Source organism: Blastococcus litoris, assembly GCF_003075095.1.
GTDB lineage: Bacteria > Actinomycetota > Actinomycetes > Mycobacteriales > Geodermatophilaceae > Blastococcus_B > Blastococcus_B litoris.
Genome location: NZ_QCZF01000007.1, coordinates 76,423 through 103,275, shown reverse-complemented (window position 1 = coordinate 103,275; position 26,853 = coordinate 76,423). Strand labels below are relative to the sequence as shown.

21 protein-coding genes and 1 other RNA gene are annotated in these 26,853 nt (G+C 72.1%); 15 read left to right on the top strand and 7 right to left on the bottom strand.

From position 1 onward, the window contains the following. Positions 1-54: 54 nt before the first annotated feature. Positions 55-240, top strand: a complete 186-nt coding sequence (locus DCS98_RS15960; protein ID WP_206340297.1) for a response regulator transcription factor — start codon at positions 55-57, stop codon at positions 238-240. A gap of 121 nt (positions 241-361) precedes the next feature. Next, complete coding sequence (locus DCS98_RS15955) at positions 362-3,037, top strand: winged helix-turn-helix domain-containing protein (RefSeq protein ID WP_116452372.1); 2,676 nt, start codon at positions 362-364, stop codon at positions 3,035-3,037. A 245-nt stretch (positions 3,038-3,282) separates the two neighbouring features. On the opposite strand, the gene DCS98_RS15950 is transcribed toward DCS98_RS15955, so the two are convergent. Then, entirely contained in the window at positions 3,283-3,948 is a 666-nt protein-coding gene (locus DCS98_RS15950) for a TetR/AcrR family transcriptional regulator (RefSeq protein WP_164704607.1), read from the bottom strand. Between the two features lie 119 nt (positions 3,949-4,067). On the opposite strand from DCS98_RS15950, the gene DCS98_RS15945 reads away from it, so the two are divergent. The 8 genes from DCS98_RS15945 to DCS98_RS15910 are packed head-to-tail and all read left to right on the top strand — an operon-like array spanning position 4,068 to position 12,820. Beyond that, on the top strand, positions 4,068-4,856 hold the full coding sequence (locus DCS98_RS15945; protein WP_116452370.1) for an enoyl-CoA hydratase/isomerase family protein: 789 nt from the start codon (positions 4,068-4,070) through the stop codon (positions 4,854-4,856). Continuing rightward, the gene (locus DCS98_RS15940; RefSeq protein WP_206340296.1) at positions 4,853-5,755 is read left to right on the top strand and encodes a cyclase family protein; all 903 of its coding nucleotides are present in this window, start codon (positions 4,853-4,855) and stop codon (positions 5,753-5,755) included. The genes DCS98_RS15945 and DCS98_RS15940 overlap by 4 nt, the downstream gene beginning before the upstream one ends. Beyond that, entirely contained in the window at positions 5,752-6,699 is a 948-nt protein-coding gene (locus DCS98_RS15935) for a beta/alpha barrel domain-containing protein (protein WP_116452369.1), read from the top strand. Before DCS98_RS15940 ends, DCS98_RS15935 begins: the two co-directional genes overlap by 4 nt. Further along, entirely contained in the window at positions 6,699-7,460 is a 762-nt protein-coding gene (locus tag DCS98_RS15930) for an enoyl-CoA hydratase/isomerase family protein (protein ID WP_116452368.1), read from the top strand. Before DCS98_RS15935 ends, DCS98_RS15930 begins: the two co-directional genes overlap by 1 nt. Further along, positions 7,457-8,605 (top strand): CaiB/BaiF CoA transferase family protein, encoded by a 1,149-nt coding sequence (locus tag DCS98_RS15925; protein WP_116452367.1) that lies wholly within the window; start codon positions 7,457-7,459, stop codon positions 8,603-8,605. The genes DCS98_RS15930 and DCS98_RS15925 overlap by 4 nt, the downstream gene beginning before the upstream one ends. Continuing rightward, on the top strand, positions 8,602-10,572 hold the full coding sequence (locus DCS98_RS15920) for an acetoacetate--CoA ligase (RefSeq protein ID WP_241038118.1): 1,971 nt from the start codon (positions 8,602-8,604) through the stop codon (positions 10,570-10,572). The genes DCS98_RS15925 and DCS98_RS15920 overlap by 4 nt, the downstream gene beginning before the upstream one ends. After that, positions 10,569-12,236, top strand: coding sequence for an AMP-binding protein (locus tag DCS98_RS15915; protein ID WP_116452366.1), 1,668 nt, complete (start codon positions 10,569-10,571; stop codon positions 12,234-12,236). Before DCS98_RS15920 ends, DCS98_RS15915 begins: the two co-directional genes overlap by 4 nt. A gap of 20 nt (positions 12,237-12,256) precedes the next feature. Further along, positions 12,257-12,820 (top strand): DUF2889 domain-containing protein, encoded by a 564-nt coding sequence (locus DCS98_RS15910; RefSeq protein WP_164704606.1) that lies wholly within the window; start codon positions 12,257-12,259, stop codon positions 12,818-12,820. A 132-nt stretch (positions 12,821-12,952) separates the two neighbouring features. Here DCS98_RS15910 and DCS98_RS15905 read toward each other — a convergent pair whose 3' ends face one another. Both DCS98_RS15905 and DCS98_RS15900 read right to left on the bottom strand, forming a co-directional pair. After that, positions 12,953-14,419 carry an aldehyde dehydrogenase gene (locus tag DCS98_RS15905; RefSeq protein WP_116452364.1) on the bottom strand — a complete coding sequence of 489 codons (1,467 nt, stop codon included), beginning with the start codon at positions 14,417-14,419 and terminating at the stop codon, positions 12,953-12,955. A gap of 253 nt (positions 14,420-14,672) precedes the next feature. Further along, a complete protein-coding gene (locus DCS98_RS15900; protein ID WP_116452363.1) occupies positions 14,673-15,842 on the bottom strand; it encodes an acyl-CoA dehydrogenase family protein in 1,170 nt (389 codons plus the stop codon). Positions 15,843-16,186: 344 nt separating this feature from the next. On the opposite strand from DCS98_RS15900, the gene DCS98_RS15895 reads away from it, so the two are divergent. Together DCS98_RS15895 and DCS98_RS15890 are read left to right on the top strand one after the other, a co-directional pair. After that, on the top strand, positions 16,187-17,992 hold the full coding sequence (locus DCS98_RS15895; protein ID WP_206340295.1) for a flavin-containing monooxygenase: 1,806 nt from the start codon (positions 16,187-16,189) through the stop codon (positions 17,990-17,992). Beyond that, on the top strand, positions 17,982-18,914 hold the full coding sequence (locus tag DCS98_RS15890) for an SDR family NAD(P)-dependent oxidoreductase (RefSeq protein WP_116452362.1): 933 nt from the start codon (positions 17,982-17,984) through the stop codon (positions 18,912-18,914). Before DCS98_RS15895 ends, DCS98_RS15890 begins: the two co-directional genes overlap by 11 nt. Here DCS98_RS15890 and DCS98_RS15885 read toward each other — a convergent pair. Further along, positions 18,893-20,065, bottom strand: coding sequence for an MFS transporter (locus tag DCS98_RS15885; RefSeq protein WP_164704605.1), 1,173 nt, complete (start codon positions 20,063-20,065; stop codon positions 18,893-18,895). The genes DCS98_RS15890 and DCS98_RS15885 overlap by 22 nt on opposite strands. A gap of 400 nt (positions 20,066-20,465) precedes the next feature. On the opposite strand from DCS98_RS15885, the gene DCS98_RS15880 reads away from it, so the two are divergent. The 3 genes from DCS98_RS15880 to DCS98_RS15870 all read left to right on the top strand — a co-directional run bounded on the left by DCS98_RS15880 (position 20,466) and on the right by DCS98_RS15870 (position 24,279). Next, entirely contained in the window at positions 20,466-21,629 is a 1,164-nt protein-coding gene (locus tag DCS98_RS15880) for a sugar ABC transporter substrate-binding protein (protein WP_116452360.1), read from the top strand. A gap of 86 nt (positions 21,630-21,715) precedes the next feature. Then, positions 21,716-23,215: a sugar ABC transporter ATP-binding protein gene (locus DCS98_RS15875; protein WP_206340294.1), complete on the top strand. Its 1,500-nt coding sequence runs from the start codon at positions 21,716-21,718 to the stop codon at positions 23,213-23,215. A gap of 2 nt (positions 23,216-23,217) precedes the next feature. Next, a complete protein-coding gene (locus tag DCS98_RS15870) occupies positions 23,218-24,279 on the top strand; it encodes an ABC transporter permease (protein ID WP_116452358.1) in 1,062 nt (353 codons plus the stop codon). 264 nt (positions 24,280-24,543) lie between these two features. Here DCS98_RS15870 and rnpB read toward each other — a convergent pair. The 3 genes from rnpB to DCS98_RS15855 form a co-directional block, all read right to left on the bottom strand. Continuing rightward, positions 24,544-24,945: RNase P RNA component class A (gene rnpB / locus DCS98_RS15865), an RNA gene on the bottom strand. A gap of 43 nt (positions 24,946-24,988) precedes the next feature. Continuing rightward, positions 24,989-25,672: a class F sortase gene (locus DCS98_RS15860; RefSeq protein ID WP_241038115.1), complete on the bottom strand. Its 684-nt coding sequence runs from the start codon at positions 25,670-25,672 to the stop codon at positions 24,989-24,991. 109 nt (positions 25,673-25,781) lie between these two features. Then, a complete protein-coding gene (locus DCS98_RS15855; RefSeq protein WP_116452357.1) occupies positions 25,782-26,558 on the bottom strand; it encodes a hypothetical protein in 777 nt (258 codons plus the stop codon). Positions 26,559-26,853: the final 295 nt, after the last annotated feature.

Here is a 26,853-nt window from a genome sequence, read left to right as displayed (position 1 = left end):
ATGGCAAGACCCCCGCCCACGGAGACGACGGACGATCGCCCCCCTCGGACGCGGTTGACCGCGCGGGACCTCGAGGCGCTGCGCCACCTCGCCGAGGGACGGTCCACCGCCGGTATCGCCGCAGCGATGTCCATCTCGACCAACACCGTCCGCACCCGCATCCGCCGGCTGCAGGACCTGCTCGGAGCGCCCGCCCGCGATCAGGTGGTGGCGCGCGCCCGGGCGCGGGGCCTGGTGTGACGGGAGCCGGACCACCCCACCCCGTCCCCCTCGCACCGCCTTCGACCGGCTCGTCCCCCACCACCACGAGGTCGCCCTCAGAGCCCGCGGCTCCGCTGCGGACGAGGCAGGAAGGACCCTGATGTCCGAAGTGCTCACGGCTCTCGACGACGAGAGCCGGTCCGTGGCCCTCCGCTCGTCACGTGGCTTCGACATCGACGTGCCGGAGTGCAAGTTGGCGCCACCGCCGCTGGGGTTCTCCCCGGTACCGCGCCCGCGGCTGCTGACCGCGCTCTCCCGCGCCGTGGCCACGACACCGGTGACGTTGCTCAGCGGGCCCGCGGGCGCGGGTAAGACGGTGGTCGCCGCTTCCTGGCTGCAGACGCAGCATGACGTGCAGCACGTGGCGTGGGTGTCCCTGGATGACGCCGACGACGCCCCGACGGTCTTCTGGACCCTGGTCACCGCGTCGGTGCGGCGCGCCGGGGTGAGGCTGCCCGAACGGGGTGGGCCGGCGCCGGAGGCTGCCACCGAGCTTGCCGCGGCCGTGCTCGCGCTGCCCGCGCCGACCGTGCTGATCCTCGACGACGCCGACTGCCTGACCCGCCACGACCTCCTGGACGCGCTCGACCGGCTCGTCCACCACGCGGGGACGCGGCTGCGGATGGTGCTGTGCGCGCGCGCCGACCCGCGGTTGCCGCTGCACCGCTACCGCCTCGACGACGTCCTCACCGAGATCCGCACCGATCAGCTGGCGTTCACCGCAGAGGAGGCAGGCGCGCTGTTCGCGGCTCTCGGCGCTCCGGTCGCCGCCGACGTGGCAGCCGCGCTGTGCGAGGCCACCGAGGGCTGGGCGGCTGCGCTGCGGCTGGCCACCGCCCAGCTCACGCGCGGCGTCCCGCCCGAGGAGCTGGTCGCCGCCCTGACGGCCGACGACGGCAGTGTCGCCCAGTACCTCTCCGCCGAGGTGCTGGCCCGGCAACCTGCCCCCGTGCGCCGCTTCCTGCTGCGGATCAGCGTGACGGAGCAGCTGTGGCCCGAGCTGCTGCAGCGGCTCACCGGGCGACCCGACAGCCTCCGGATGCTGGCGTCGCTGGCGACCGCGAACGCCTTCGTGGAGCGTGCCGCCGACGCCCCCGGCGGATTCCGCATCCACGCCCTGTTCCGCGAGCTGCTGCAGGCCCAGCTGGCCTACGAGCACCCTGGCGCCTTCGCCGCACTCCACCGCGTCTGCGCCGACTGGTTCGCCGCTGCCGGAGACATGCCGCGGGCGGTCGGGCACGCGCAGGCGGCACGGGACGACGAACTGACCGCCCGCCTGCTCGTCGACGACCTGGCCGTGACCCGTCTGCTGGCCGACGGAGCCGCGACCGATCCGCTCCCGAGCCAGGCATGCAGCGCCGACGCGGCCGTGCTGCGCGCCGCGGCGGCGCTCGGCGAGGGGGCGTCGCCGGTGGCGGCGGACCTGACCCGCGCGGCGGCGGCCGCCGCCGACGCCGGGAGCCGTGACGCGCTGCGCGTGGCCGCCGCCGTGACGTGTGCGTCCGCTCTGGCGGCCGGTCCGGCCGACGACGACGTCAGGGCCGCGGCCGACGCCGCCGAGACGCTCCTGCTCGGTCTGCGCACGGTGCCGGAGTCGCGACGAGCCGCGCTGAGAGCTGTCCTCGCCGGCGCCGGATCCGCGGCGTTGTTGCGCACGGACGCCTCGGACGACACCCTCCACGACGCGGTGGTCCGTGCGCTGGGCCTCCTCAGGGCGACGGATGTCGGCGCCCGGTTGCACGCGCGGTGCCTCGGCGACCTGGCGCTGCTGGAAGCGCTCGCCGGACGGCTGGGGCACGCCACGGCCCTCGTGGACGAGCACGAGGCGCTCGCCCAGCAGCACCGGCTCCCCGAGACCCGGCGGACGAGCACCGCGGCCGCTGCGGCCGCGTGGACGCACCTGGAGCGCCACGAGCTGGGCAGCGCCCGTCGCTGGCTCGGCCGCGCCGAGCACCGTCCGACCGACCATCTCGTCAGCGGGGCGGTCCAGGCCGTGCTCCACAGCCGGCTGCGTCGGGCGCAGGGAGATCTCGATTCCGCCGAACGAGTCCTGCGGCCGGTCCTCGAACGTCCCCCGCTCCCCCGCTGGCTACGGGAGCAGGTCGTCGTCGAGGCCGCGCGGATCCGCCTCGCCCGCCGGGACGGCGCCGGCTTCCGGCAGCTGCTCGACGGCCTGCCGGCCGCGTCGGTCCGCGCAGCGCTGCTGCGCGCCACCGCCGGCACGATCGGCCTCGGCGGGGGCCCGCGCGGGTCGTCGACCATCCCGGACGGACGGTCGACGCCGGTGCTCGCCGTCGAGAGCGCCGTCGTCCGGGCCTGCCGGCACGCTGAGGCCGGCGACACGGCCGAGGCCGTGGCCACCCTCGAGCGGGCACTGCGCCTCGCGGCGCCCGAGCGCCTGCGCCGGCCCTTCCTCGATGCGTCACCGCAGCTGCGTCCCCTGCTGCGCTCCGACCCACGGCTCGCGGCCGCCGGCGCCTGGCTGAGCCCGACCGCGCCGCCTCCACTCGCTGTTCCCCTCCCGCGACGACCGGATGCCGGGTCCTGCGTCACCTCCGATCCCGTCCTCGGACCCGTGGTCATCGGTGAGCTCAGCCCGCGCGAGGCCGAGGTCCTCCGGCACCTCGCGGACATGCTCTCGACCGCGGAGATCGCCGCAGCGATGTTCGTCTCCGTCAACACCGTGCGGACCCACATCCGGAGCATCCTGCGCAAGCTCGGGGCCACCCGGCGCAGCGAAGCGGTCCGCCGGGCTCGCCGGCTCGGGATCCTCTGATCGACCCGACGCCTCCGCCGACCACGTGGGTCGTGGTCCCGGCGAGGCGACGGACGAGTCGGCCTGTACGCCGGGAACTGTCGAGCCTGAAGAAGAGCCGGTTGTCAACATCCCTGTTGATGAGCTGGTCGCCGAGCGTCCTGGATTGGCGCAGCGGGCCGCTGACGGACGGACCTCGGCTCAACGGAGCCACTTCGGCGACGAGGCGCACCGCGTCTCGGAACAACCACCGACGACGAGGAGACTCAGCTGGGTGGCGAGCCGGCCAGGCCGTCCAGCAGCATGTCCGCCATCCCGGCGCCGATCTCGGCTGCGTCCATCATGCCGTTGGGACGGAACCACACGTGCGAGGAATCCATCATCCCGATGAGCGCATTCGCGATGATCCCTGCGGGCAACGAGCTGCGTAGCTCCCCCGAGCGCAACCCCTGGGAGATCACCGACTTCACCGCGTTCACGTACCGGTCGTTCCAGTCCCGCAGGACGGCCATCCACTCGCTGTCGGGCTGGTCGGCGTGGTGGTTCAGCTTCTGGAAGTCCTCCTGCACCAGCACGTACAGATAGGGGAAGTGCCGCTCGAACGAGGTCATCAGCGAGCCGATCAGGAGCGTCAGCTTCTCCCGGGCAGGCGCCTCCGACTGGGCGATCCGCTCGGCGTCGACGATGTTGGCCGACGCCGCGTCGGCGACGACCTCGCGGAACAACTGCTCCTTGGAGCCCACGTAGTAGTAGAGGGAGGCCCGGTCCATCCCGGCTTCCTCTGCGACGTCGGTCAGCTTGGTGGCCGCGAACCCCTGACGGTGGAAGACGCGACCGGCGGCTGCCCGGATCGCGTCCCGCCGCTCCTGGTACGCCGGGCTGTCTGCGGCGGCCGCCGCAGCGGCCGCGCGGCGCGAGCCGATCGAACTCATGAGCACCCCTTCACGCTGTGAGTCCAAACTATAGGGCGTTGACTGTCAACACCGACGTTGATAGCTTTTCCCCTTCAACCGCGGCGCCCGTCGACGAGCGGCCGAGAAGGGCAGAGGTCATGACTGCGAGCAGTGACGACGTCCTGCTGGACGTCGCCGACGGCGTCGCCCGGTTGCGGATCAACCGACCGGAGCAGCGCAACGCCCTCAGCGCGTCGGTCTTCACCGGCCTGCGCGAGGGGGTGGCCGCCGTTGCCCGCGACGACACCGCCCGCGTCCTCGTCCTCGAGGGCGCCGGCGACAAGGCCTTCTGCGCCGGCGGGGACCTCCGCGAGATGGCTGCCCAGGGAGACGCGCTCCGGGCACACCAGGACCGTGGGATGCTGGCGCAGCTGTTCGGGGACCTGTGGGCGCTCGGCAAGCCCACCATCGCCAGGGTGCAGGGCTTCGCACTCGCCGGTGGCTTCGGCCTGGCCCTCGCCTGCGACTTCGTGGTCGCGAGCGACCGCGCCCAGTTCGGGGTGCCGGAGGTCCACGTCGGGCTCTGGCCTTACATGATCACGGTGCCGCTGCTGCACTGGATGCCGCCGAAGCAGGCACTCGGCCTCATGCTCACCGCTCGGCGCATCAGCGCGCCTGAGGGAGCCCGGCTAGGCTTCGTCTCGGACGTGGTCCCGCACGACGAGCTCGACAAGGCCGTCGACGCCCTGGCCGACGAACTGCGCCACGCCTCCCCCCAGGCCGTGGCCCTCGGCCGCACGGCGTTCTACACGGCTGTGAACGGGGACGTCGACACGCGCCTGCAGATGCTGCAGGCCGCGCTGACGGTCAACCTCGGGGTCGCCGACGCCCGAGAGGGCACGGCGGCCTTCGCGGAGAAGCGCCTCCCGGCCTGGCGGACCCGGTGAGCGCGGAGGCGGCCGGGACATCGGACGTCCTGGCGTCGAACTGGGGCCGCTGGGGGGACGACGACGAGCGCGGAGCCCTGAACCGGGTCACCCCGGAGGCGACGCTCCGCGGTCTGGCCAGCGTGCGGGCCGGGACGCCCGTCTCCCTCGGCCTTCCCCTGCGTTCGGGACAGGGCCCCGGTGCCGACCGCCGCCCTGCACTCCAGCACTTCATGGTCCGGGACGGCGGTGACTACGCGGCCGGCCTGAGCGAGCGGGGCTTCGGCTTCGCCGACGACACCCTGGTGCTGCCCACCGGCGCCACCACCCACCTCGACGCCCTGGCCCACGTGTGGGCCGACCACCGGATGTGGAACGGCTTCTCCGCTGACGAGGTGACCAGTCGCGGCGCGGCACGATGCGGCATCGACAAGGCCGGCCCGATCGTCACCCGCGCCCTGTTCGTGGACGCGGGACCGCCGCACGGTCCCGCGGACACCGATGACCACCGGCTGACCGCCGACGACCTGCAGGGGGCGCTCGACCAGGCCGGGCTCACGCCCGAGCCGGGCGACGCCCTGCTCGTCCGGACCGGCTGGCTCGCCCGGTGGCGTGCCGGCACCGCGAGCGCACTGACGTGGGCCGGCCTCGACCCGTCGTGCGCGGCCTGGATCGACGAGCAGGGCTTCGCCCTCGTCGGGGCGGACAACATCGCGGTCGAGGCGGGCCCCTCCCCCGACCCCGCTGACGCCGCACCCATGCACGTCGCCCTGATCCGGAACCGGGGGGTGCACCTCCTGGAGCTCATGGACCTCGAGGAGCTGGCCGCGACCGGTCGGACCGACTTCCTGCTCGTGGTGGCACCGCTCCGCCTCGTCGGAGGCGTGGCGAGCCCGGTGAACCCGGTGGCGGTCCTGTGACCGCCGTCGAGACGCACGATCCCGTCTCGGTCTGCGAGGCCTGGGCTCGCGACGGCATCCAGGGCTGGCCCGAGACCCTCTCGACGTCCGCGAAGCTGAGCGTCATCACCGCGGCGGCATCCAGCGGAGTGGGCGAGATCGACGCGGCGTCCTTCGTCCCCGCGTCGGTGGTGCCGCAGTTCGCCGACGCCGAGCAGGTGCTGGCAGGGATCGACGAGTCCTTCCGCATCCGGGTGCTCACGGTGAACGTGCGCGGCGCCTCCCGCGTGGTCGAGGCGCACCGCGGCATCCGGCGGATCGACCGCTGCGGCATCCCGTTCTCGGCGAGCGAACCGCACAACGTGGCCAACCTGCGCCGCGATCACGCTGCTCACAAGGAGCAGGTGGCCGCCATGGTGGACACGCTCGGGACGGCCGGGATCGACCCGCTGATCGGTGTGGCGACCGCGTGGGGGTGTCCCATCCAGGGCCGGGTCGAGCCGGACACCGTGTTCGGGCTCGTGGACTGGGCGCACGGCCTCGGGGTCCGGTCGATCATGTTCGGCGACACCACCGGCATGGCCGACCCGCGTGGGGTCCGCCGTCTGTTCACCGACGCGGTGACGCAGTGGCCGGACGTCGACTTCGTCGCCCACTTCCACGACAACCGCGGAGTCGGCATCGCCAACACCCTCGCCGCGATCGAAGCGGGGGTACGCACCGTCGACGCCAGCCTCGGGGGCGTCGGGGGCGAACCGTCCGCTGTCGACCAGGGAGACGTCGGCGAGAGCGGCAACGTGGTGACCGAGGACCTGGTCGCCGCCCTGACGCAGATGGACGTGCCCACCGGCATCGACCTGCCGACCCTGCTGCGCGCCGGCCGCCTCGCCGAGGACGTCCTCGGCCGCCCGCTCCACAGCCGGATCCAGCGGTCCGGGCCCGTGCGAACGACGGAGGTCCACTGATGGGACGGATCGACTTCAGCGTCTCGGACGGCATCGCCGTCGTCGTGCTCGACAACGAGGCCAAGCGCAACGCCGTGGACGCCGAGATGCGGGCGGGCCTCACGGAGGCGTACGCCCGCATCGAGGAGGACGACGACATCCGCGTCGCCGTGATCCGCGGCGCCGGCGACAAGGCGTTCAGCTCCGGCGGCGACATCGACGCGTACCAGGAGAACAGCTCGTTCGGCCCCGACGGTGGCGGTCCGCCACCCATCCCCCGCCCGTGGCCGATCTGGAAGCCGTTCATCGCCGCGATCCAGGGCTACGCGGTGGGCGGCGGGTTCGCCCTCGCGCTCGCCTGCGACCTGCGGGTGGTCGGCCGCGGTGCCCGCATCGGTCCCACCGGCCTCTGGCGCGGGGCCGTGCAGGGGGCCCAGCAGAGCCAGCGGCTCACCCGGCTCATCGGGCTGTCCAAGGCGCTCGAGCTCCTGCTGCTGGCGCGGACCGTGGACGGCGAGGAGGCCGCCGCCATCGGGCTCGCCCAGCGCGTCGTGGACGACGAGTCGGTCGTCGATGCGGCCATGGAGTGGGCCCGGACCATCGCCGGCTACAGCCCGTGGGCCGTCGCGCGCACCAAGGAGCTGGCCTACCAGGGCCAGAACATGGAGCTGGCTGACGCCTTCGCCTGGGAGGCCGACGTCGCCCTGGAGGGCTACCGGCGCGAGGACGCCCTCGAAGGCTTCAGCGCCTTCACCGAGCGCAGAGACCCGCGGTTCGGATGAGCGGCGACCGGGCGGTGCCGACCTCCCCCGCCCCTCTGCACGGGATCCGCGTGATCCACCTGGCATCCCTCGGACCAGGCCCCCACGCGGCCATGATGCTCGCCGACCTGGGGGCCGACGTCGTCGTCGTCGACCGGCCCACGGAGCAGACGACCTCGGTCCCGCCCGCGCAGGACCCGCGGCGACGCAGCCAGCGCAGCGTCGTCCTGGACCTCAAGGACGACGACGGCCGCGCCGCTCTGCTGGGACTGCTGGACACCGCCGACGTCCTCATCGAGGGCATGCGGCCCGGGGCCGCCGAGCGTCTGGGCATCGGACCGAAGGACTGCCTGACGCGCAACCCGCGCCTCGTCTACGCGCGCATGACCGGGTGGGGGCAGGACGGCCCGCTGGCCCAGGCGGCCGGCCACGACATCAACTACGTGGCGCTCAGCGGCGCGCTCGACGCCATGGGTGACCCCGACCGCCCGCCGCCCGTCCCGCTGAACCTGCTCGGCGACTACGCGGGAGGCGGCCTCTACCTCGCCTTCGGCGTGCTGGCGGCACTCTTCGAGCGCGAGCGGTCCGGCCGCGGCCAGGTCGTCGACACCGCGATCAGCGACGGTGTCGCCGGGCTGACCGCGACCACCCTGGGCATGCTCGCCACGGGCCGGTGGGGACCGCGGGGCACCAACGCCTTCGACGGCAGCCGCCCCTGGTACCGCACCTACGCCACCCGGGACGGGCGCGCCGTCGCGGTGGGCGCCATCGAGCCCCGGTTCTTCGCCCTGCTGCTGCGGACCGTGGGTCTGGACCCCGCCGACTGGCGACGCGACGACGAGGACTCCTGCCGCGAGCTCGCCCGCACCCTGGCCACGATCTTCGCCGCCGAGGACCTCGCCCACTGGTCGGCGCTCTTCGACGGGACCGACGCCTGCGTCACCCCGGTGCTCACCTTCCCCGAGGCCGTGGAGCACCCCCACCACCTCGCCCGGCGGACCTACGTCGACGTCGCCGGCGTGACTCAGCCGGCGCCCGGCCCACGGCTGTCCCGGAGCACCCTGCCCCTGCCTGGGCCGCCTCCGGCAGTCGGGGCCCACACCACCGACGTGCTGGCGGATGCAGCAGCAGTGCGCACGGCCGGCGTGGTGGAGGGGGTCCGGTGACGACCGCGCCGGCCCCGCCCCGGGGCGAGGTCCTGTGGAGCCCGGGTCCGGACGCCCTCGAGCGCACCCGGATGGGCCGCTTCTGCGCCTGGCTGGCGGAGAGCGGCCGAGGGGCGCCGAGCACGTACGACGAGCTCTGGGCCTGGTCGGTCGCGGACCTGGACGGCTTCTGGCGAGCGGTCGCGGAGTTCTTCGACCTGCGGATCGACGGCGCGACGTCGTTCCTGGCCGACCGCACGATGCCTGCGACGTGGCTGCCCGGCGCCAGACTGTCCTACCCGGAGCACGCCCTGCGGCACCCGGGCGTCGAGGGCCCGGCGGTGATCGGCCTCTCGCAGACGCGGGCGCGGGTGGAGCTCGGCTTCGACGACCTGCGCGAGCAGGTCGCGCGCTGCCGGACCGGGCTGCTCGGCCTCGGGGTGCGCCCCGGGGACACGGTCGCCGGGTACCTGCCGCACATCCCCGAGGCGATCGTCGCCTTCCTGGCGACGGCCTCCCTGGGAGCGGTGTGGGTCAGCTGCCCACCTGAGTTCGGCCCCCGGGCGGTCGTCGACCGGTTGTCGCAGGTCGAGCCGGTCGTCCTCCTGGCCGTCGACGGGCTCCGCTACGGCGACAAGGCGATGGACCGGCGTGAGGAGGTCGCGGCGATCCGGGGTGCGCTGCCCTCGGTCCGGGAGGTCGTCTCGATCCCCTACCTGGGCGACGGCCTGCCCGACGGCCTGCCGTGGGCGGTCCTGCTGCGGGACGAGGGGCCACTGGAGTTCGCCCGGGTTCCCTTCGACCACCCGCTCTACGTGCTGTTCAGCTCCGGGACCACCGGTCTGCCCAAGGCGATCGTCCACGGGCACGGCGGGATCCTGCTCGAGCACGCCAAGGCCCTGGGGCTGCACAACGACGTCGGACCGGGCGACCGCTTCCTGTGGTTCTCCACCACCGGCTGGATGATGTGGAACTACGCCGTCAGCGCGCTCCTCCACGGCGCGGCGGTGGTGTGCCTCGACGGGAATCTCGGCTGGCCCGACCTCGGCACGCTCTGGCGGGCCGCCGCGGACGAGCGCGTGACCTACCTGGGCACGTCGGCGTCCTTCCTCATGACCTGCCGGGCGGCCGGCCTCCGGCCGGGCAGCGAGTACGACCTGTCGGCCCTGCGCGGCCTGGGCTCGACCGGTTCGCCGCTCCCGGCCGAGGGCTACTCCTACGTCTACGAGCACGTGTCCCCCGGCGTGCTGCTCGGCTCCGCGTCCGGTGGCACCGACATCTGCTCGGCCTTCGTCGGGGCCTCGCCGCTGAGCCCGGTCCGGGCCGGGGAGATCCCCGTGCGCATGCTGGGCGTGGACGTCGCGGCGCTCGACAACTCCGGTGCCCCCGTGCTCGGGATGCCCGGCGAGCTCGTCGTCACCACCCCGATGCCGTCGATGCCCGTGGGCCTGGCCGGCGACCCGGACGGCCGGCGGCTGCGCGCGGCCTACTACGACCAGAACCCGGGCGTGTGGACGCACGGCGACTGGATCTGCCTGTTCGAGGACGGCGCCAGCGTGATCTCGGGCCGATCGGACTCAACCCTGAACCGCGGCGGCGTCCGGCTGGGCACCTCGGACTTCTACTCGGTGGCCGAGGACGTGCCCGGCGTGACCGACAGCCTCGTCGTCCACCTCGAGGACCCGGCGGGCGGCGCGGGCCGGTTGATCCTGTTCGTGGTCGGCCCCGGGCCGGAGGACGAGGAGCGCGTGCGGGGTGAGATCCGCCGTCGGCTCCGCTCGGAGCTGTCGCCGCGGCACGTGCCTGACGACGTGGTGGTCCTGACCGCACTCCCACGGACCCTGTCCGGCAAGAAGCTCGAGACCCCGGTCAAACGGATCCTGCAGGGCGCTGCCGTCGACTCCGTCGTGAGCCGCGACAGCCTGGTCAGCCCCGATGCGCTCGACGCCATCGCCCGGTGGCACACCCTCGAAGGAGAGGACTCATGACGCACAGCCACTTCGCACCCGTCGCGGCCGAGGACGTCGTCCTGGTCGCTCTGCTCGAGCGGCGGGCCGCCGAGGACCCCGACGCCGTCTTCTTCACCTTCGGCGAGGAGGTCCACACGCGGGGGGCCTTCAACGCACGCGTCAACCGCGTGGCGCGCAACCTGCAGGACCAGGGCATCGGCGAGGGCAGCCACGTCGCCGTCCTGATGGACAACTCCCCCGACTACCTGGCGCTGTGGTTGGCGCTGGGCAAGGTGGGCGCCGTCGAGGTCCCGATCAACACGGCGTACCACGGCGCGATGCTCGAACACCAGCTGTCGGTCGGACAGGCGACGCAGTGCGTCGTCGACGCCGCCTACCTCCCGGCGGTCCTGGCGATCGCGCCCGGCCTCCCCCTGGTGCGACAGGTCTTCGTGCGCGGCAGCAGCGAGGCGCGGGCACTGCCGGCGCGGTGCCGACCCTTCGACGACCTCACCGTCGTCGCGCACGAGTCCGACCTCGACCGACCGGTCCCCCACGACTCGATCGCCGGGATCATCTTCACCTCGGGTACGACCGGGCCCTCCAAGGGCGTCCTGCTCACGCACCACTACCTGACGGCCTACGGCTACATGTACGCCGACATCAACGGCCTGCGCGAGGACGACATCGTGATGAACTTCCTCCCGTTCTTCCACATCGGCGCGAAGTTCCTGACAGTGGCCACCCTCGTCTGCGGCGGCCGGATGCTCCTGCTCCCCCGGCTGAGCATCTCCACCTTCATGGACGACGTGCGCGAGCACGGCGTGACGAACTTCGTCGGCGTCGGAGGGATCTGCAACATGCTGCTGTCCCGCCCGCCGCACCCCGAGGACGCTCGAACCACGATCCGGACCATCTACTCCGTCCCGGACCCGAGTGACGTGCACGAGGAGCTCGAGCAGCGCTTCGGCTGCACGATCACCACCGTGTTCGGGTCGACGGAGGTCGGGTTGCCGCTCTTCCGCGGCGTGGACGACGACTACCAGCCGGGCTCCTGCGGCCGGATCAGCCCGTACTACGACGTGGCGATCCTGGACGACCAGGACAACGAGGTCCCGGTCGGCACGACCGGCGAGATCTGCGTCCGGCCCCGGCGCCCCTACCTCGTCGGATCGGGCTACATCGGGATGCCGGAGCGGACGGTCGAGTCCTGGCGCAACCTGTGGCTGCACTCCGGGGACCGCGGGCACGTCGACGAGAACGGCTGGTTCTTCTTCGACGACCGCAAGTCCGACTCCATCCGCCGGCGCGGGGAGAACATCTCCAGCTTCGAGGTCGAGTCGCTCCTCCTCCAGCACCCGGCGGTCTCCGAGGCGGTCGCTGTCGCGACGCCGTCCCCGGTTGGCGAGGACGAGGTGTGGGCGCTGGTGCGGCTCCGGGAGGGCTCGTCCCTCACGCCGGAGGAGTTGCTGATGCACTGCGCTGCGGTGATGCCGTACTTCATGATCCCGCGGTGGTTCGACATCGTCGACGACTTCCCGCGGACCCCGACGGCCAAGGTCGAGAAGTACAAGTTGCGGGCCGACGGACCCGGCGCCAACAGCTGGGACCGCGAGGCGCACGGGTGGCGCGTCACGCGCGCCGGCCTCGCCCGCGAGGACGCCCTCGCGGCCGGCGCAGCGGATCGGGCGGCGGCGCGGTGACCGGGCCTGCGCCGGTGCGGATGGAACGCCGGCGACTGCTCGAGGTGACCCCGCAGGACGACGGCACCTTCACCTTCCGGGCCACCCTGACCGACGAGTCGTTCGGTGGGAACTACGCGACGGCGGCCGACTCCGTCGTCGTCCACGACTTCGTCGTCGTCGGACGCGTGACCCGGGAGCTGGAGGTCCTGGAGCTCGAGGCCGAGGCGCCCACGCACCCGTACGACCTGTGCCCGCGCGCTCTGGCGGCGTGCGCTGCACTCGTCGGGGGTTCGCTGCAGTCAGGGTGGCGGCGGAAGGTCCTCGGGGTCGGCGGCGGCACCTCCGGGTGCACGCACCTCACCAGTCTGCTGCTGAGCCTGACGGAGCTGACCACCCTCAGCTTCTTCCTCCAGATCAACGAGCACCTGCCCTACGACAGGGCCTCGCGGTCCACCGGAGCGTGGATGGCCGTCGGACTGGGCCTGGCGCCGCAGCTCGGCGACGCATGCCACGTGCTGACCCGGGACGGCGAGGTCCTGACAGCGGCCCGTTCCCTCCCCGACCCCGTCGTCCGCCGGCCAGGGACGACGGCCGGCGAATAGGGCTCGGACCGACCGCGGCCCCTCCCCGAATCGTGCCCTTCGAGCAGGGGCCAGGGGCGCTCAATCGCTGACAGGGCGGCGGCGCACCGGCGGACCCGGCACGCCACCGCCCTCTCGGCGGGTCCAATGCGCTCAGACGTAGGTGCCGACGGGCGGCATGAGGGTCTTCAGCTGCGTGTAGTCCGCGATGCCCTCGGTGCCGCACTCGCGGCCGAAGCCCGAGTCCTTCATGCCGCCGAAGGGCCCGGCCATGTCGATCGTGTGCGAGTTGACGCCCACCGTGCCGGCCACGATCTGACGCGCCACCTCGAAACCGCGCTTCGGGTCCGAGGTCCAGACGCTCCCGGCCAGGCCGAAGGGTGTGTCGTTGGCGATCCGGATCGCGTCGGCCTCGTCCTCGTAGGCGATGACGCAGTAGACCGGCCCGAAGATCTCCTCCTGGGCGATGCGCATGGAGTTCTCGACGTGGGTGAACACCGTCTTCTCGACGTACCAGCCGACCGGACGGTCGGCCGGGATCCCACCGCCGAGGGCCACGGTGGCCCCCTCCTGCTTGCCCAGCTCCAGGTAGGAGGCGACCCGGTCGCGCTGACGCCGCGACGCCAGCGGCCCGACGAAGGTGTTCATGTCGGACGGGTCGCCGTAGGGCAGCGCCCGCATGGTCTCCACCAGGGCCGAGGCGTACTCGTCGTAGCGGCTCCGCGGGACGAGCAGGCGGGTGGGCGCGTTGCAGGCCTGCCCGTTGATGAACGCCATGATCGGGCCGAGCGAGGCCATCGCGGCGTGGAGGTCGACGTCGTCGAGCAGGATCGCCGCGGACTTCCCGCCGAGCTCCAAGGTGCAGTGCTTCATCTGGGCCGCGCAGAGCTCGTTCACGCGCTTCCCGGCCGCCACGCTGCCGGTGATCGAGACCTTGTCCACGTCGGGGTGCGACACGAGGTGCTCGCTGACCACCCGGTCGGCGGGGACGATGTTGAGGACACCGTCCGGCAGCCCGGCCCGGCGGAACGCCTCGGCCAGGTAGCTGAAGCTGAGCGCAGCCTCCTCGGAGGGCTTGAGCACCACGGTGCACCCGGAGATCAGGGCCGGTGCGCACTTCATCGCTGCGACGATCTGGGGCCCGTTCCACGGCACGATGGCTGCGACGACGCCGATCGGCTCGTGCTCGATGACGATCTCCGACGCCTGGTTGACGACGTCGTAGGCATCGCGGCGCTCCGTCCACTGGAACGTCTTGCCCAGATCGGCGAAGTACTCCCAGATCTGGTAGGCCCGGGGCACCTGCACGTGGATGGACTGGGCGATCGGAGACCCCATCTCCGACGTGATGACCCGGGCGATCTCCTCGGTGTGCTCCCGCAGGTAGGCGGCCGCCTCCCTCAGCACGACGCTGCGCTCCTCGACGGACATCCGCGGCCAGGGGCCCCGGTCGAACGCCTCACGCGCGGCGGCAACGGCACGGTCGACGTCCTCGGCGTTGGCAGCCGGCACCCGACCCGACTCCTGCTCGGTCGCCGGGTTGATCGACACGAGCCATTCGGACGAGGAGGGCTCGACCCACTGGCCACCGATGAAGAGGCGGCCTTCACTGTCGCTCATGTGTGCTCCTTGACTCAGACGAGTCCCACCGCCGACGACGTCGTGGCGGGCTGGCAACATCGACGTTGACAGCCGAGGCTGCCCGCGTCAACGTTCACTCGTGCGCTGCACGAGGCTTACGGAATGTGCTCGAACGCGTGCCGTCAACAGGCAGGTTGACGAACGAAAGTAGTCGGGTTCCAAAGGCCGCGCGGCGCGGCGAGCCGGCGCGCAGGGCGCCGCGGGGTCCACCCGGGGCGGTCGACCGGAGGACTCAGTACGAGCGGGGCAGGTGGAGCTCGCGCTCGGCCACGTAGTTCATGATCTGCTCCTCGCTGACCGGGGCAATCCGAAGGAGTCGTGACTCCCGGAAGAACCGCTCCACCTGGTACTCGGTGGCGTAGCCGAACCCACCGTGGGTCTGGACGGCCCGGTCGCAGGCGAAGAACGCGGCACGGCCGGCGAGGAACTTCGCCGTGTTGGCCTCGGCCGCACACGGCTTGCCTGCGTCGTAGAGCCGGGCGGCGACCCGCACCATCGCCGACGCGCCCATCAGCTGCATGTGCGCGTCCGCCAGAGGGTGCTGGATGCCCTGGTTCTTGCCGATCGGCCGACCGAAGACGATCCGTTCGTTGGCGTACTGGACGGCTCGCTCGATCGCGACACGGCCCAGCCCGATGGCCTCGGAGGCGACGAGCACCCGCTCGGGGTTCAGCCCGTCGAGCAGTGCGTAGAAGCCCTTGCCCTCCTCCCCCACGAGGTTCTCCCGCGGGATGGGCAGGTCGTCGAAGACCACCTCGCAGCTCGCGACCGCGTTCCGGCCCATCTTGTCGATCGCCACGATGTCGACGTGGGCCGGATCGAGATCCACGACGAACAGGGACAGCCCGTCGACCGGTCGTGCGGTTTCCCCCACGGCCGAGGTCCGGGCCAGCACCAGAGCAGACGTGGACTGCAGCGCCTTCGTCATCCAGACCTTCCGGCCGCGCAGCACCCAGCCGTCCTCGGTCGGGATCGCCCGCGTCGAGATGCGCGTGGTGTCGCTGCCGGCATCCGGCTCGGTCACGCTGAACGACACGTGGATGTCCCCCGCAGCAACCCGGGGCAGGTACTTGGCCTTCAGCTCCGGCGAGCCCCAGCGGACGACCGGGTGGAAGCCGAACATCGACAGGTGCACGGTGGAGCAACCGTTGATCCCGGCACCGCTCGCCGCGATCGTCTGGAGCGCCAGAGCGGCGTCCTCGATGGACGCGCCGCCGCCGCCGTACTCCTCGTCGGCGAGCATGCCGACCACCCCGACCTTGACCATCGCCTCGAAGAACTCGTCAGGGAACACGTGGTCACGGTCGTGCTCGGTCCAGTACCGGTCGTCGAAACCGGCACAGGCAGAGCGGATGCTCTCGACGAGCGCTCGCTGCTCGTCGGACAGATCGAGTTCGAACACGACAGCCTCCTTGAGGGGAACGCCGCCGACCGTACGCAGGGCCGACGCACTCGTCAACGCTCACGTTGACAAATTGCCGCAGAGTCGCACTCCGCCTGCCCGCTCGCTTCTCGACCGAGCCCTCTCCAACCTGCGGGAAGACGATGCACGGGTGACCTGACCGCGATCAGGGCAACAGGTTTTCGCCGCGAGTTGTCAACGTATGTGTTGACAGCACCCGACGGCATGGTCTCTACTGAACTCGCTCGGCCGGCGGGGCGTGCGCCGCCACGAAGGCGCCGACGCCCGTCGTTCCGCCCAGCGCCGGGACCCCCGGCCGCCCCCTCGTGAGGAGATGCGTTCACATGACGATGGTGGACACGAACGAGACGACCGACGTCGAGGCGGTCTTCGACGCCTGGGTCGCCTCCCTGGGCGCGGCGCTCGAGAGCGGCGACCCCGCCGCCGTGGTTGCCTTGTTCTCCCACGACGGCTACTGGAAGGACATCCTGTCCTTCACGTGGGCCTACCGGACCTTCGCCGGCCACGCGGACATCGAGGCCGCCCTCTCCGCCCACCTGCCCGACGTGGGCATACGGGACGTCCGCCCCGCGACGGACCGGACGCCTCCCCGTCTCGTCCGGCGGTCCGCTCGGAACGTCATCGAGGGCTACTTCGACTTCACGACGGCAGTCGGCGCGGGCACCGGTTTCGTCCGTCTGCTGCCGGGTGACACCTCAGAGCAGCCGCTCGTCTGGATCATGCTCACGACGCTCCAGGAGCTCGAGGGGCACGAGGAGCGCAGCGGAACACGGCGCCCGACCGGCGAGGAGTACTCGCACAACTTCGGCGGCGACAACTGGCTGGACCTCCGCCGCAAGGACCAGGAGTACGCAGATCGTGACCCTCAAGTCCTGGTGGTGGGGGGCGGACAGGCGGGCCTGATCCTGGGCGCCCGGCTCCGTCAGATGGGCGTCGACGCGCTGATCGTGGAGAAGACCCCCCGTGTCGGCGACACCTGGCGCAACCGCTACCACTCGCTGACCCTGCACAACGAGGTCTGGGCGAACAGCCTGCCCTACCTGCCCTTCCCCCCGACCTGGCCGACCTTCATGCCGAAGGACAAGCTCGCCGGCTGGCTGGAGGGCTACGCGGAGTTCATGGAGCTCAACGTCTGGACCGGCACGGAGTTCCTGTCCGGGTCCTACGACGAGGCGACAGCCAGCTGGACCGCCCAGGTCCGCCGTGCCGACGGCGAGGTGCGAACCCTCCGCGTGCCCCATCTCGTCCTGGCGACCGGGGGCGTCAGCGACGTCCCCCGCATCCCCGACCTGCCCGGTCTCGCCGAGTTCACGGGCACCGTGAGGCACTCCAGCCGGTTCTCCTCCGGCCTCGAGTACGCGGGCAAGCGAGCCCTGGTCATCGGCACCGGCAACAGCGGCCACGACGTCGCCCAGGACCTCTACAGCAACGGCGCCGAGAGCGTCACCATCATGCAGAACAGCCCCACGTGCGTGGTGAGCCTGGTGCCCAGCGGCACGCTGGTGTACTCCGTCTACTCCGAGGGCCCTCCGGTCGACGACGTCGACCTCATCACGGCCGCGATCCCCTATCCGGTGCTGCACGAGACCTACCAGTGGCTGACCAAGCGCACGACGGCCCTCGACAAGGACCTGCTCGACCGGCTCAACGCCGTGGGTTTCGAGACGACCCCGGGACCGGACGCCACCGGGTTCCACATGATGTACCTGCGCAAGGGCGGCGGCTACTACATCAACGTGGGGTGCTCGGACCTCATCGCGGATCGCAAGATCGGTCTGATGCAGTCGCGGGACATCGACCGGTTCACCCCCACTGGTCTGCTCTCGACCGACGGCACGCACACCGAGTTCGACGTGATCGTCCTGGCGACCGGATACGAGAACCAGCAGGAGGGCGTGCGCCGGCTGCTGGGCGACGCGGTCGCCGACCGCGTCGGGCCGATCTGGGGTTTCGACGAGAACCACATCATGCGCAACATGTGGCAGCGGACGGCACAGGACGGCTTCTGGGTGATGGGCGGCTCGCTCATCGACTGCCGCCTGTACTCGCGCTTCCTGGCACTGCAGATCACGGCCGAGCTGGCCGGTATCAGCACGCCCACCGGAGCGGAGCCGGCCCGTGTCGCCTGAGGACGAGGTCCCGTTCCGCGGGCGGGTCGCCGTCGTCACGGGAGCCGGCGCCGGCCTCGGCCGCTCCCACGCCCGCCTGCTCGCATCGCTGGGCGCCGCCGTCGTCGTGAACGACATCGGGGGCTCCGTGAGCGGCTCGGGTTCCTCGCCCTCCCCCGCTCACGACGTCGTCCGCGAGATCGACGAAGCAGGCGGCGAAGCCGTGGCCGACACGTCATCCGTCGCGACCGCGGCCGGTGGACAGGCCCTCATCGAGACGGCCGTCCGTGAATTCGGACGCGTCGACATCGTGGTCAACAACGCCGGCATCCTCCGGGACAAGGTGTTCGAGGACCTCGACGAGGAGACCTGGGACGCGGTGCTGGACGTGCACCTGCGCGGGTCCTACAACGTCACCCGCCCCGCCTGGGCGCACATGCGCGAACAGGGCGGTGGCCACGTCGTCTTCACGACGTCCGCGGCCGGTCTGTTCGGCAATCCCGGGCATGCGAACTACGGCTCGGCCAAGGCCGGGGTCTTCGGCCTGATGCGCATGCTCGCGGTGGAGGGGGCGCCGCACGGTATCCGCTCCAACGCCATCGCACCCCTCGCGCTGACCAGGATGAGCAGCAGCAAGGACGGCGACCGCGCCCGGGCGAGCGACCTGATGGGTGGCTTGTTCCAGCGCCTGTCCCCGGACCAGGTGTCCCCGCTCGTGGCGTGGCTCTGCCACGACTCCTGCCCGGCCACCGGTGAGGCGTTCTCCGTGGGCGGCGGGCGCATCGCACGGATGTTCCTCGCCGAGGCGCCCGGCTGGGTCGGGCGGGACGCCTCCTGGGCCGACGTCCGCGACAACTGGGACGCCATCTGCGACCCCACGGGTTACAGCGTGCCCAGGAGCATGCGCGACGAGCTGGCGCTCTACACCGACGCCCTGGGCTGATCCGCCCGCCGCGCGGACGCGGCACGGGCGACGACCAGCGCGGCCACGGCCGTGAAGGCGGCGACGCACCACCACGCACCGGTGTGGTCCGTCGCCTGGAGGAGCAGGCCCATCGCCAGCGGCCCGCTGGCCGAGCCCGCCATGCCACCGGCCTGGATGACGGAACTGGTCGAGCCGGCGTGCTCGGCGGGGCCCCTGACCACGAGGAAGTAGGTCAGTCCCGACCAGCCCCACCCGAAGCCGTAGGCCAGCAGCGCCCCGGCGATCAGCAGAGGCACCGGACCGGTCCCGAGCAGGACGGCCCCGACCGCTCCGGCGGCCATGAGGACGGCGACCGGACGGTAGCCGTCCGATCCCTTCCGGTCCGCCCAGACGCCGGCCCCGAGACGCACGACGATGCCCAGGACGTTCGCCGCGATCACGACGGCGCCGGCCACGGGCGCGGCCAGGCCCCCGTCCGTGAGCGTGAGTACCGCGAATCCGGTCAGCGCGCCCGGTAGCAGGGACGCCAGGCCCACGCTCACACCGACGGAGAGGACCCCCCGGCGCGCGGACCGACCACTCCCCGGGTCGGCGTCGCCCCGTGGCACGGGGAACCGTGGGAGCAGTGACCAACCGGCGAGGGGCACGGCCACCACGGCCACGAACGCCCACCGCCAGTCCTCGACCGTCGCCACCGCCGTCCCCGCGAGCAGCAGGGCCACGGGTACCGCGCACTGCTTGATGCTCACCACGGTCGCCAGCCGCGCCTCCGGGATACGGGCTCGCAGGAGCGCGTTGGTGGCCGGCATGGTGATGGAGAAGGCGGCGCCGCAGACGCAGATCGACGCGAGCAGGACCACCCAGTGACGGGCGAGCACCGCGACCGCGAGCACGGCGGCCACGGTCACGATGCCGGCGGCACCAGCAGCCCGTCGTGGACCGGCCCGGTCGATGCGGCTCCCGAGCAGCATCGCGGTGACGCTGCCGGTGAGGAAGAAGCCGGTGACCACCACGGCCAGCCGCCCACTGGTGAGAGCGAGCGACTCGCCGATGGGCGCGGCCAGAGCGCCGACCAGGCCGACCGGCAGGATCCCGGCCGTGTCGAGCAGGACGCCGCCGGTGACGAGACGCGCTCCTTCGTACCGGGACCGCGTCGTGAGCTGTGCCATCCGTGTCCCTCCGGCCGATCGACGATGACGCTCAGGGACCGGGGCTGCAGCACACCGCCTCAGGGGCATGCTGTCAACACGCTGGTTGATACCGGCTCGTTCCGCACTGTCCGGTCTCACGAAGTCGAGCGGTGGTCGGCTCAGCGACCCACTCGTTCTCGTCCGAGACCTTATCAACGTGGTTGTTGACGCGTCGCCGATGTGACCCTAGTCTCGTGCCACGCCAGCGACTGGCGTCGGGGTGAAAGCAGCAAGCCTGTCCGTCCGACCCACCAGCGATCCCCCGGTTCCGCCTCGGTCCTCGACGGGCCTCCCGCATCGACGGGCGGCAGGGAGAGCGGCCGAGTTCCTGTCCCTGAGTCGTCCGGGCCGTCGAGGTCCCGCAGAAAGCTGGTCCGTCGTGAAGTCGATCTCGAAGTCCTCAGCCGGCCGCCGGCCGCACCGTCGGCCGGGTGCCGCCGTCGCACTCCTCGCCACCGCCGCGCTCACGCTGGCCGCATGCGGCGCAGGGGAAGACGGCGCCTCCGCGTCGGCAGGGAGCGGCGACACCAGCGGCCTCGACCAGGCGCAGGAGAACATCGACGGGGCACTCAAGGCGCCCACCGAGATCTCTCAGACCACGGAGCTGAGCGAGGCGCCGCCGTCGTCCGGTTCGGTCATCTTTCTCGCCAACGCCGTCCCAGCCACGTCGATCATCGGTGACGGCGTCCAGGAGGCGGCCGAGGCGATCGACTGGGACTACGACGAGGTCACCTACGACACGGCCAACCCGGCGACCCTGCAGTCGGCGCTGATGACGGCTCTCTCGAAGGAGCCATCGGCCGTCGTCGTCACGGGTGTGTCGCCCGACCTGTACGGCGAGGCCACCGTCAAGGCCTACGAGGAGGCGGGGGTGCCGATCGTGGCGGCCGGGGTGTGTCCGGTCAAGGCGACCGAGACGATCATCGCCGGCCCCAGCAACTGCGACCAGGAGAACTCGGTGGGCAGCCTGCTGGCCGACTGGATCGCCGTCGACTCCGAGGGGACCGGACAGGTGCTGCACGCCAACGTCACGGCCTATCCGTCCTACCTCGCCGTCGCCGACGGGCTCGAGAGCGAGCTGGGGACGGCGTGCCCGGACTGCGAGCTGCAGACCATCGAGTTGACCGCCGCGCAGGTCAGCGACGGCCAGGTCGTGCCGACCACCGTCAACACGCTGAGGGCGAATCCCGGCATCAAGTACGTGGTGTTCGACAACGCCGCATACACCAACGGGTTCGACGCCGCCGCCAAGGCCGCCGGGCTGACCGACATCACTGTGGTCGGTCGCCAGGCGGACCAAGCAGCGATCACAGCACTGCAGAACGGCGGAGCGGGGGCGTGGACGGTGAGCAGCTACCAGTTGCTCGGCTACGGCGCCTTGGACGCAGCCCTGCGCGCGATCACCGACAGCGACGGGTTCGAGGGCAACTTTGTCGCCCCCATCCAGGTGCTCGACGCGGACAACGCCGCGGACGTGAGCGTCCCCTACAACCAGCCCGAAGGTGCCCTGGACCAGTACCTCGCGCTGTGGCAGGTCGGCTGACGATGCTGTCCCAGGACTCAGGTCCGGCGCAGCACGCGGGGGGCGCGGCAGCGCCCGCGCCCCCCGCGCTAGCCCTGGACGGGGTGATGAAGTCCTTCGGCGGCCGCACGGTGCTCCAGCCGACCCGGCTGACCGTGCTGCCCGGCGAGATCCACATGCTGCTGGGTCAGAACGGCTCGGGTAAGTCGACTCTCATCAAGGTTCTCTCGGGGTTGCACAGCCCGGACGCCGGCCGTTGCAGGGTGGCCGGCACGGAATTGGCGTTCGGGACGCCGGAGTCCAGCCACGCCCTCGGACTGCGCTTCGTCCACCAGGACCTGGGCCTCATCGAGGACGCCAGCGTCGCGGACAACCTGCACTTCGGGAACCGGTTCCCCACCCGGTGGGGAACCGTGTCGGCACGCCGCATGACTGCCGTGGCACGCGAGGCCCTGACCCGGGTCGGGCTCGACATCGACCCTCGGACACCGGTCGCCGACCTCACGGCTGCCCAGCGGACCGGGGTCGCCGTCGCGCGAGCGCTCAGCGGGTCCGAGCGCGCCACCGTCCTGGTCCTCGACGAGCCGACGGCCTCGCTCCCCGCGTCCGAGGTGGCCCACCTGCACTCGATGCTGAGGACTGCCGCGGCCGAGGGGTTAGGCGTCCTGTACGTGACCCACCACCTCGACGAGGTCTACGCCCTCGCCCAGCGTGTCAGCATCCTGCGCGACGGCGTCTTGGTCCTCAGCGCCTCCGTCGAGGACACGTCCCGCGACGACCTGGTGCACGCCCTCGTAGGCGGCGAGCTGGAGGAGGTACGGCGGGAGGCAGACCACCTCGCAGCTTCGCCGCCCGGCGGCGCTCCTCCCGTCCTGCAGGTCGAGGACGTCACCGGCGAGGTGCTCGCGGGCGTGTCCCTCACCGTCCGCGCCGGTGAGATCGTCGGCGTCTACGGCCTCACGGGATCCGGCCGCGAATCCGTTCTCGGGGCCATCTTCGGCGCCCGGCCTCGCGACGGCGGATCAGTTCGCGTCGAGGGCCGCCCGCTCGCCCAGTTCCGGCCCGCAGCGTCCGTTCGTGCCGGTCTGGCCTACGTACCCCCGGACCGCAAGGCGGCCGGCGGGTTCATGGACCTGACAGCGGCGGAGAACCTGTCGATATCGGACGTGCGCCGCTTCTGGGCCCGCGGGTTCCTCAGTTCCGGAGCGGAGCAGCGCGACTCCGCCGACTGGTTCGAGCGGCTGGACGTCCGCCCGCGGGACGGCGTGAAGCTACCGCTGCGCACGTTCAGCGGTGGCAACCAGCAGAAGGTCGTCATGGGGCGATGGCTGCGGATCGATCCCCGCGTGCTCCTGCTGGACGAGCCGACCCAGGGGGTCGACGTTGGCGCCAAGGCCGAACTGCACCGGCAGGTGCTGTCTGCCAGCGCGCGGGGGACCGCCGTCCTCGTCAGCTCGACGGACGTAGAAGAACTCGTGACCCTGTGCGACCGCGTGCTGATCATGCGGGCGGGCCGCGTTGCCGAGGAGCTCTCCGGCGAGCGCGTCAACGAGAACGCCATCAATCACAGCTTCCACCAGCACACCTCGACCCAGAAAGCCGAGTGACCATGGATCTCCGACGGCTGCACCTCGGTCTCGACCGCTTCAGCGGCCTGTACCTGTGGGCCATCTTCATCGCGGTCTTCTCCGTGCTGGCCCCCCTGACCTTCCCGACCATGGCGACGGTGCACTTGCTCGCCTCGACGCAGGCGATCGCGGCGATCGCCGCCCTCGCGCTGCTCGTCCCCATGGTCACCGGGCAGTTCGATCTCTCGATCGGTGCGACGGCGAACGTGGCGGGGATGACCGCGGTCATCGTCCAGACGAAGGACGTCATGGGCCCCCTGCCCGCTGTGCTCCTCGGCGCAGTGGTCGGCTTCGTCGTCGGCGCAGTGAACGGCTTCGTCGTCGTCCGTCTCCGGGTGAGCTCCTTCATCGCCACGCTCGCGATGGGCTCGATCCTCGCCGCGGTCCAGGTCATCATCACGGGCAACGTGGAGCCCGTGCCGGTGGTGAACGACGCCTGGACCGCGATGACGCAGGCGGACATCTTCGGCTTCCAGTTCGTCGTCGTCTATCTCGTCGTGATCGCAGTGCTGGTGTGGTGGGTACTCGAGAAGACGCCTGCCGGACGGTACATGCGGGCGTCCGGTAGCAACCCCGAGGCCGCACGGTTGTCGGGAATCGCCGTCGACCGGTGGTCGTGGATCTCCCTAGCGGCCTCGGGCACGATCAGCGGCTTCGCCGGCGTCCTCTTCGTCTCCCTGAGCGGTCCCTCGCTGAGTTTCGGCGCTTCCCTGCTGCTTCCAGCGTTCGCGGCCGTCTTCCTGGGCTCGACACAGCTGGTGCCAGGGCGCCTCAACGTCTGGGGCACGCTTCTTGCCATCTTCGTTCTGGCGACCGGTGTGCAGGGGCTGCAGCTGGTCACCGGCGTCCAGTGGGTCGCGGCGATGTTCAACGGTGTGGCCCTGCTGGCCGCTGTTGCACTGGCTTCGGGCCGAGAGCGCCGTCAGGCGAAGGGAGTCGTCCGGCGGCGCCGAGGCGACGACACGTCCGCCGGACCGGCCCCGACCGGGGCCGCGGAACCGGACCCCGCGGAGCTGCCGGCTGCAGCGGTGCACACGCGCTGACAGGCGGTTGCGCCGATCTACGGCCGCGGCCGGCGAGAGCGACGTCCTCAGCACGGTGGTGCCAGGGGGTTCGCGCTGGCCACCATCGGACCTCTCGGCGTTCCGCCTCCGGTTCGTCGCCGGCTCCGAATGCCGGCCCGACACTCCTCGGACGACAGTGGCCGGTGTGGGCAGGCCTGCTGCTCGACTGCGCAGTGGCGCAGCCGGCCGAGCCGCCGCGCGAGGTCGGGCGGCACGCGGGGCCGATCGCCCACGGTGGGGCGACGGACGAGTCGGCCTGTACGCCGGGTTCTGTCCACGGGTGCCTCACGGCCTCCCGATGGGCGGTCATCCATCTAGGCCTGCCGTTGCCGGCAGGCTCGAGCGGGCTACCCGCAGGCTCGGGCGGGCCGCCCTCGAACGCCTGCGCAGGACTGCGGCGAGCCGCCGTCCCTCTTGCCCTTGCTCCGGGTGGGGTTTACCGAGCCACACCGGTCACCCGGTGTGCGGTGGTCTCTTACACCGCCGTTTCACCCTTACCAGCGGCGAGCCGCTGGCGGTCTGTTCTCTGTGGCACTGTCCCGCGGGTCGCCCCGGGTCGCTGTTAACGACCACCCTGCCCTGTGGAGCCCGGACGTTCCTCGGCGACGGGGTCTCCCCCGCCGACGCGACCGCCCAGCCGACTCGTCCGTCGTCCTGCCAGTCTAGGGGGACGGCCGCCCGGGGCGCCTCAGGCCGGGCGGGTGCCGACCAGCCTGGCGTAGGCCACGACGTTGTCCTCGTAGCTACGGGCCACCGGGTCGAACTCGCCGCCGCAGGTGATCAGGCGCAGCTGCGGGTCGGGGGTGTTGCCGTAGACCTGCACGGTCGGGAAGTCGTCCTTCGCGTAGCGCTCGACGCGGTCGACGGCGAAGACCGCGACCGTCCCGTCCTGCCGGGACACCTCCACCTCCGACCCAGGTGTCAGCGCGCCGAGCTCGAAGAAGACGCCGGGCCCGGACTCGGCGGAGTCGACGTGCCCGAGCAGGACGGCCGGGCCCACCGCACCGGGAGCCGGCGACTCGCGGTACCAGCCGGCGCGCTCGACGGCGGACAGCGGCGGCACCTCGACGGTGCCGTCGGCCTGCAGACCCAGTCGCAGCAGGTCACTGCTGATCCCGAGAGCGGGGATGCGCAGCCCGACCGGTTCGGCCACCGGCAGCTCGGCCGCCTCCTGCCTCGCGGGCGCAGGCGGCGGCGTGGTAGCCGTCGGCGGAACCGCCGGGGCGTCCCGGGCTGCGCTGAGGGGCGGTGCGACGGCCTGCCGCTGACCGGTCAGCGCCACCCCGAGCGCCACCGCCGCGACCACCGCCAGCGCGAGGGCGAGCAGCGCCCAGGTGCGCGAACCGGCGTACCGGCTCGGTCGGTCCACCACGGGCACTCCTTTCGGATCGGGGCCACCACGGCCGGGATCACGGGCCGTGGTGGAGCGCCGGCGCCGCGCCGGGCAGTGGGGGCTGCCCGGCGCGGCGCCGGCTGGTCGGTCAGGCCTGGTCCGTGGCCTGGCGACGGCGGTACGCGACCGCACCCGCGGCGACCGCTCCGGCAGCCGCGAGCGCACCGACACCGATCGCGGCCTGGTGCTCGACGCCGCTGGTGGCACCGGCACCGGTGTCGGCACCCCCCGCGGGCATGGTGCCCATCTGGGAGACCGTGAGCGGGCCGCAGGCGGCCGGGGCGGTGGCCTCCATGGGCAGCGACTCGTCGAGCTCGCTCATGACGTCACCGTCGTAGGCGCCACTGCCGTCCTTGTCGACGCCGTGGACGACGAGCACCGCGGTGCCCTTGGCGAAGGCCTCCTGCACATCCTCGGTGATCGCGAAGGTGCGCTCGTAGCTGAGGGAGCCTCCCTCGGCGGTCGGGAACCGGTCGACGGCCAGACCGCTGTCGGGTCCGGTGTCGCCCTCCGTGGTCAGCGAGGTGCCGATGGCGCCGTAGTACTTCGCGGCCTCGGTGACGCTCACGAAGCCGTCACCGTCCGCGTCGTCCGCGAGGCCGTCGGCCGGGCAGGTCCCCTGTGCGCCGATGTGGAAGTGCTGGGCGTGCGGCGAGCCGGCCAGCAGGCCCGAGGCGTTGACCGTGACGGTCGCCTGGTCCCCGGCCAGCGTGACCACGCCGGTGCCCGAGACGCCCGACTCGTTCACGGCGCTCAGCGTCGCCTGGTAGCTCCCGTCGTGGTCGGCGAGCGCGGTGCCCGCGGTCAGCAGCGGGAAGGCCGCGGCGGCGAGTGCGACGGTCGGAAGCGCGAATGCCTTGCGCAAGGGGGGGACTCCTTCGTCTCAGGTGTTCCGCCCCCCAGTGGTTGCAGAGGGCGGGGGGGCATGGTTCGGAACCTGCTCCCGGTCGTGCGGACGCCGCATGGTGCGACGTCGTGGCCCGGATCGGGGAAGAACCCGGTGGAGGGATGGCGTGCTCGGGACGACCGCGCAGCCACCGCTCCTGGCAGGCCCTCTCGGAAGGCCTTCGCCCCCCATGCCCCCTGCGATCCACTTGGAACGCGCACAACCTGATCGAGGTCATTACAGTCTCGTGACGCGGGCGTCCGCGGGCGTCCGC

Coding starts and splice junctions, on each gene's coding strand:
- DCS98_RS15955 (WP_116452372.1), top strand. CDS start 362: ATGTCCGAAGTGCTCACGGCTCTCGACGACGAGAGCCGGTCCGTGGCC.
- DCS98_RS15950 (WP_164704607.1), bottom strand. CDS start 3,948: ATGAGTTCGATCGGCTCGCGCCGCGCGGCCGCTGCGGCGGCCGCCGCA.
- DCS98_RS15945 (WP_116452370.1), top strand. CDS start 4,068: ATGACTGCGAGCAGTGACGACGTCCTGCTGGACGTCGCCGACGGCGTC.
- DCS98_RS15930 (WP_116452368.1), top strand. CDS start 6,699: ATGGGACGGATCGACTTCAGCGTCTCGGACGGCATCGCCGTCGTCGTG.
- DCS98_RS15925 (WP_116452367.1), top strand. CDS start 7,457: ATGAGCGGCGACCGGGCGGTGCCGACCTCCCCCGCCCCTCTGCACGGG.
- DCS98_RS15915 (WP_116452366.1), top strand. CDS start 10,569: ATGACGCACAGCCACTTCGCACCCGTCGCGGCCGAGGACGTCGTCCTG.
- DCS98_RS15910 (WP_164704606.1), top strand. CDS start 12,257: ATGGAACGCCGGCGACTGCTCGAGGTGACCCCGCAGGACGACGGCACC.
- DCS98_RS15905 (WP_116452364.1), bottom strand. CDS start 14,419: ATGAGCGACAGTGAAGGCCGCCTCTTCATCGGTGGCCAGTGGGTCGAG.
- DCS98_RS15895 (WP_206340295.1), top strand. CDS start 16,187: ATGACGATGGTGGACACGAACGAGACGACCGACGTCGAGGCGGTCTTC.
- DCS98_RS15885 (WP_164704605.1), bottom strand. CDS start 20,065: ATGGCACAGCTCACGACGCGGTCCCGGTACGAAGGAGCGCGTCTCGTC.
- DCS98_RS15875 (WP_206340294.1), top strand. CDS start 21,716: ATGAAGTCCTTCGGCGGCCGCACGGTGCTCCAGCCGACCCGGCTGACC.
- DCS98_RS15870 (WP_116452358.1), top strand. CDS start 23,218: ATGGATCTCCGACGGCTGCACCTCGGTCTCGACCGCTTCAGCGGCCTG.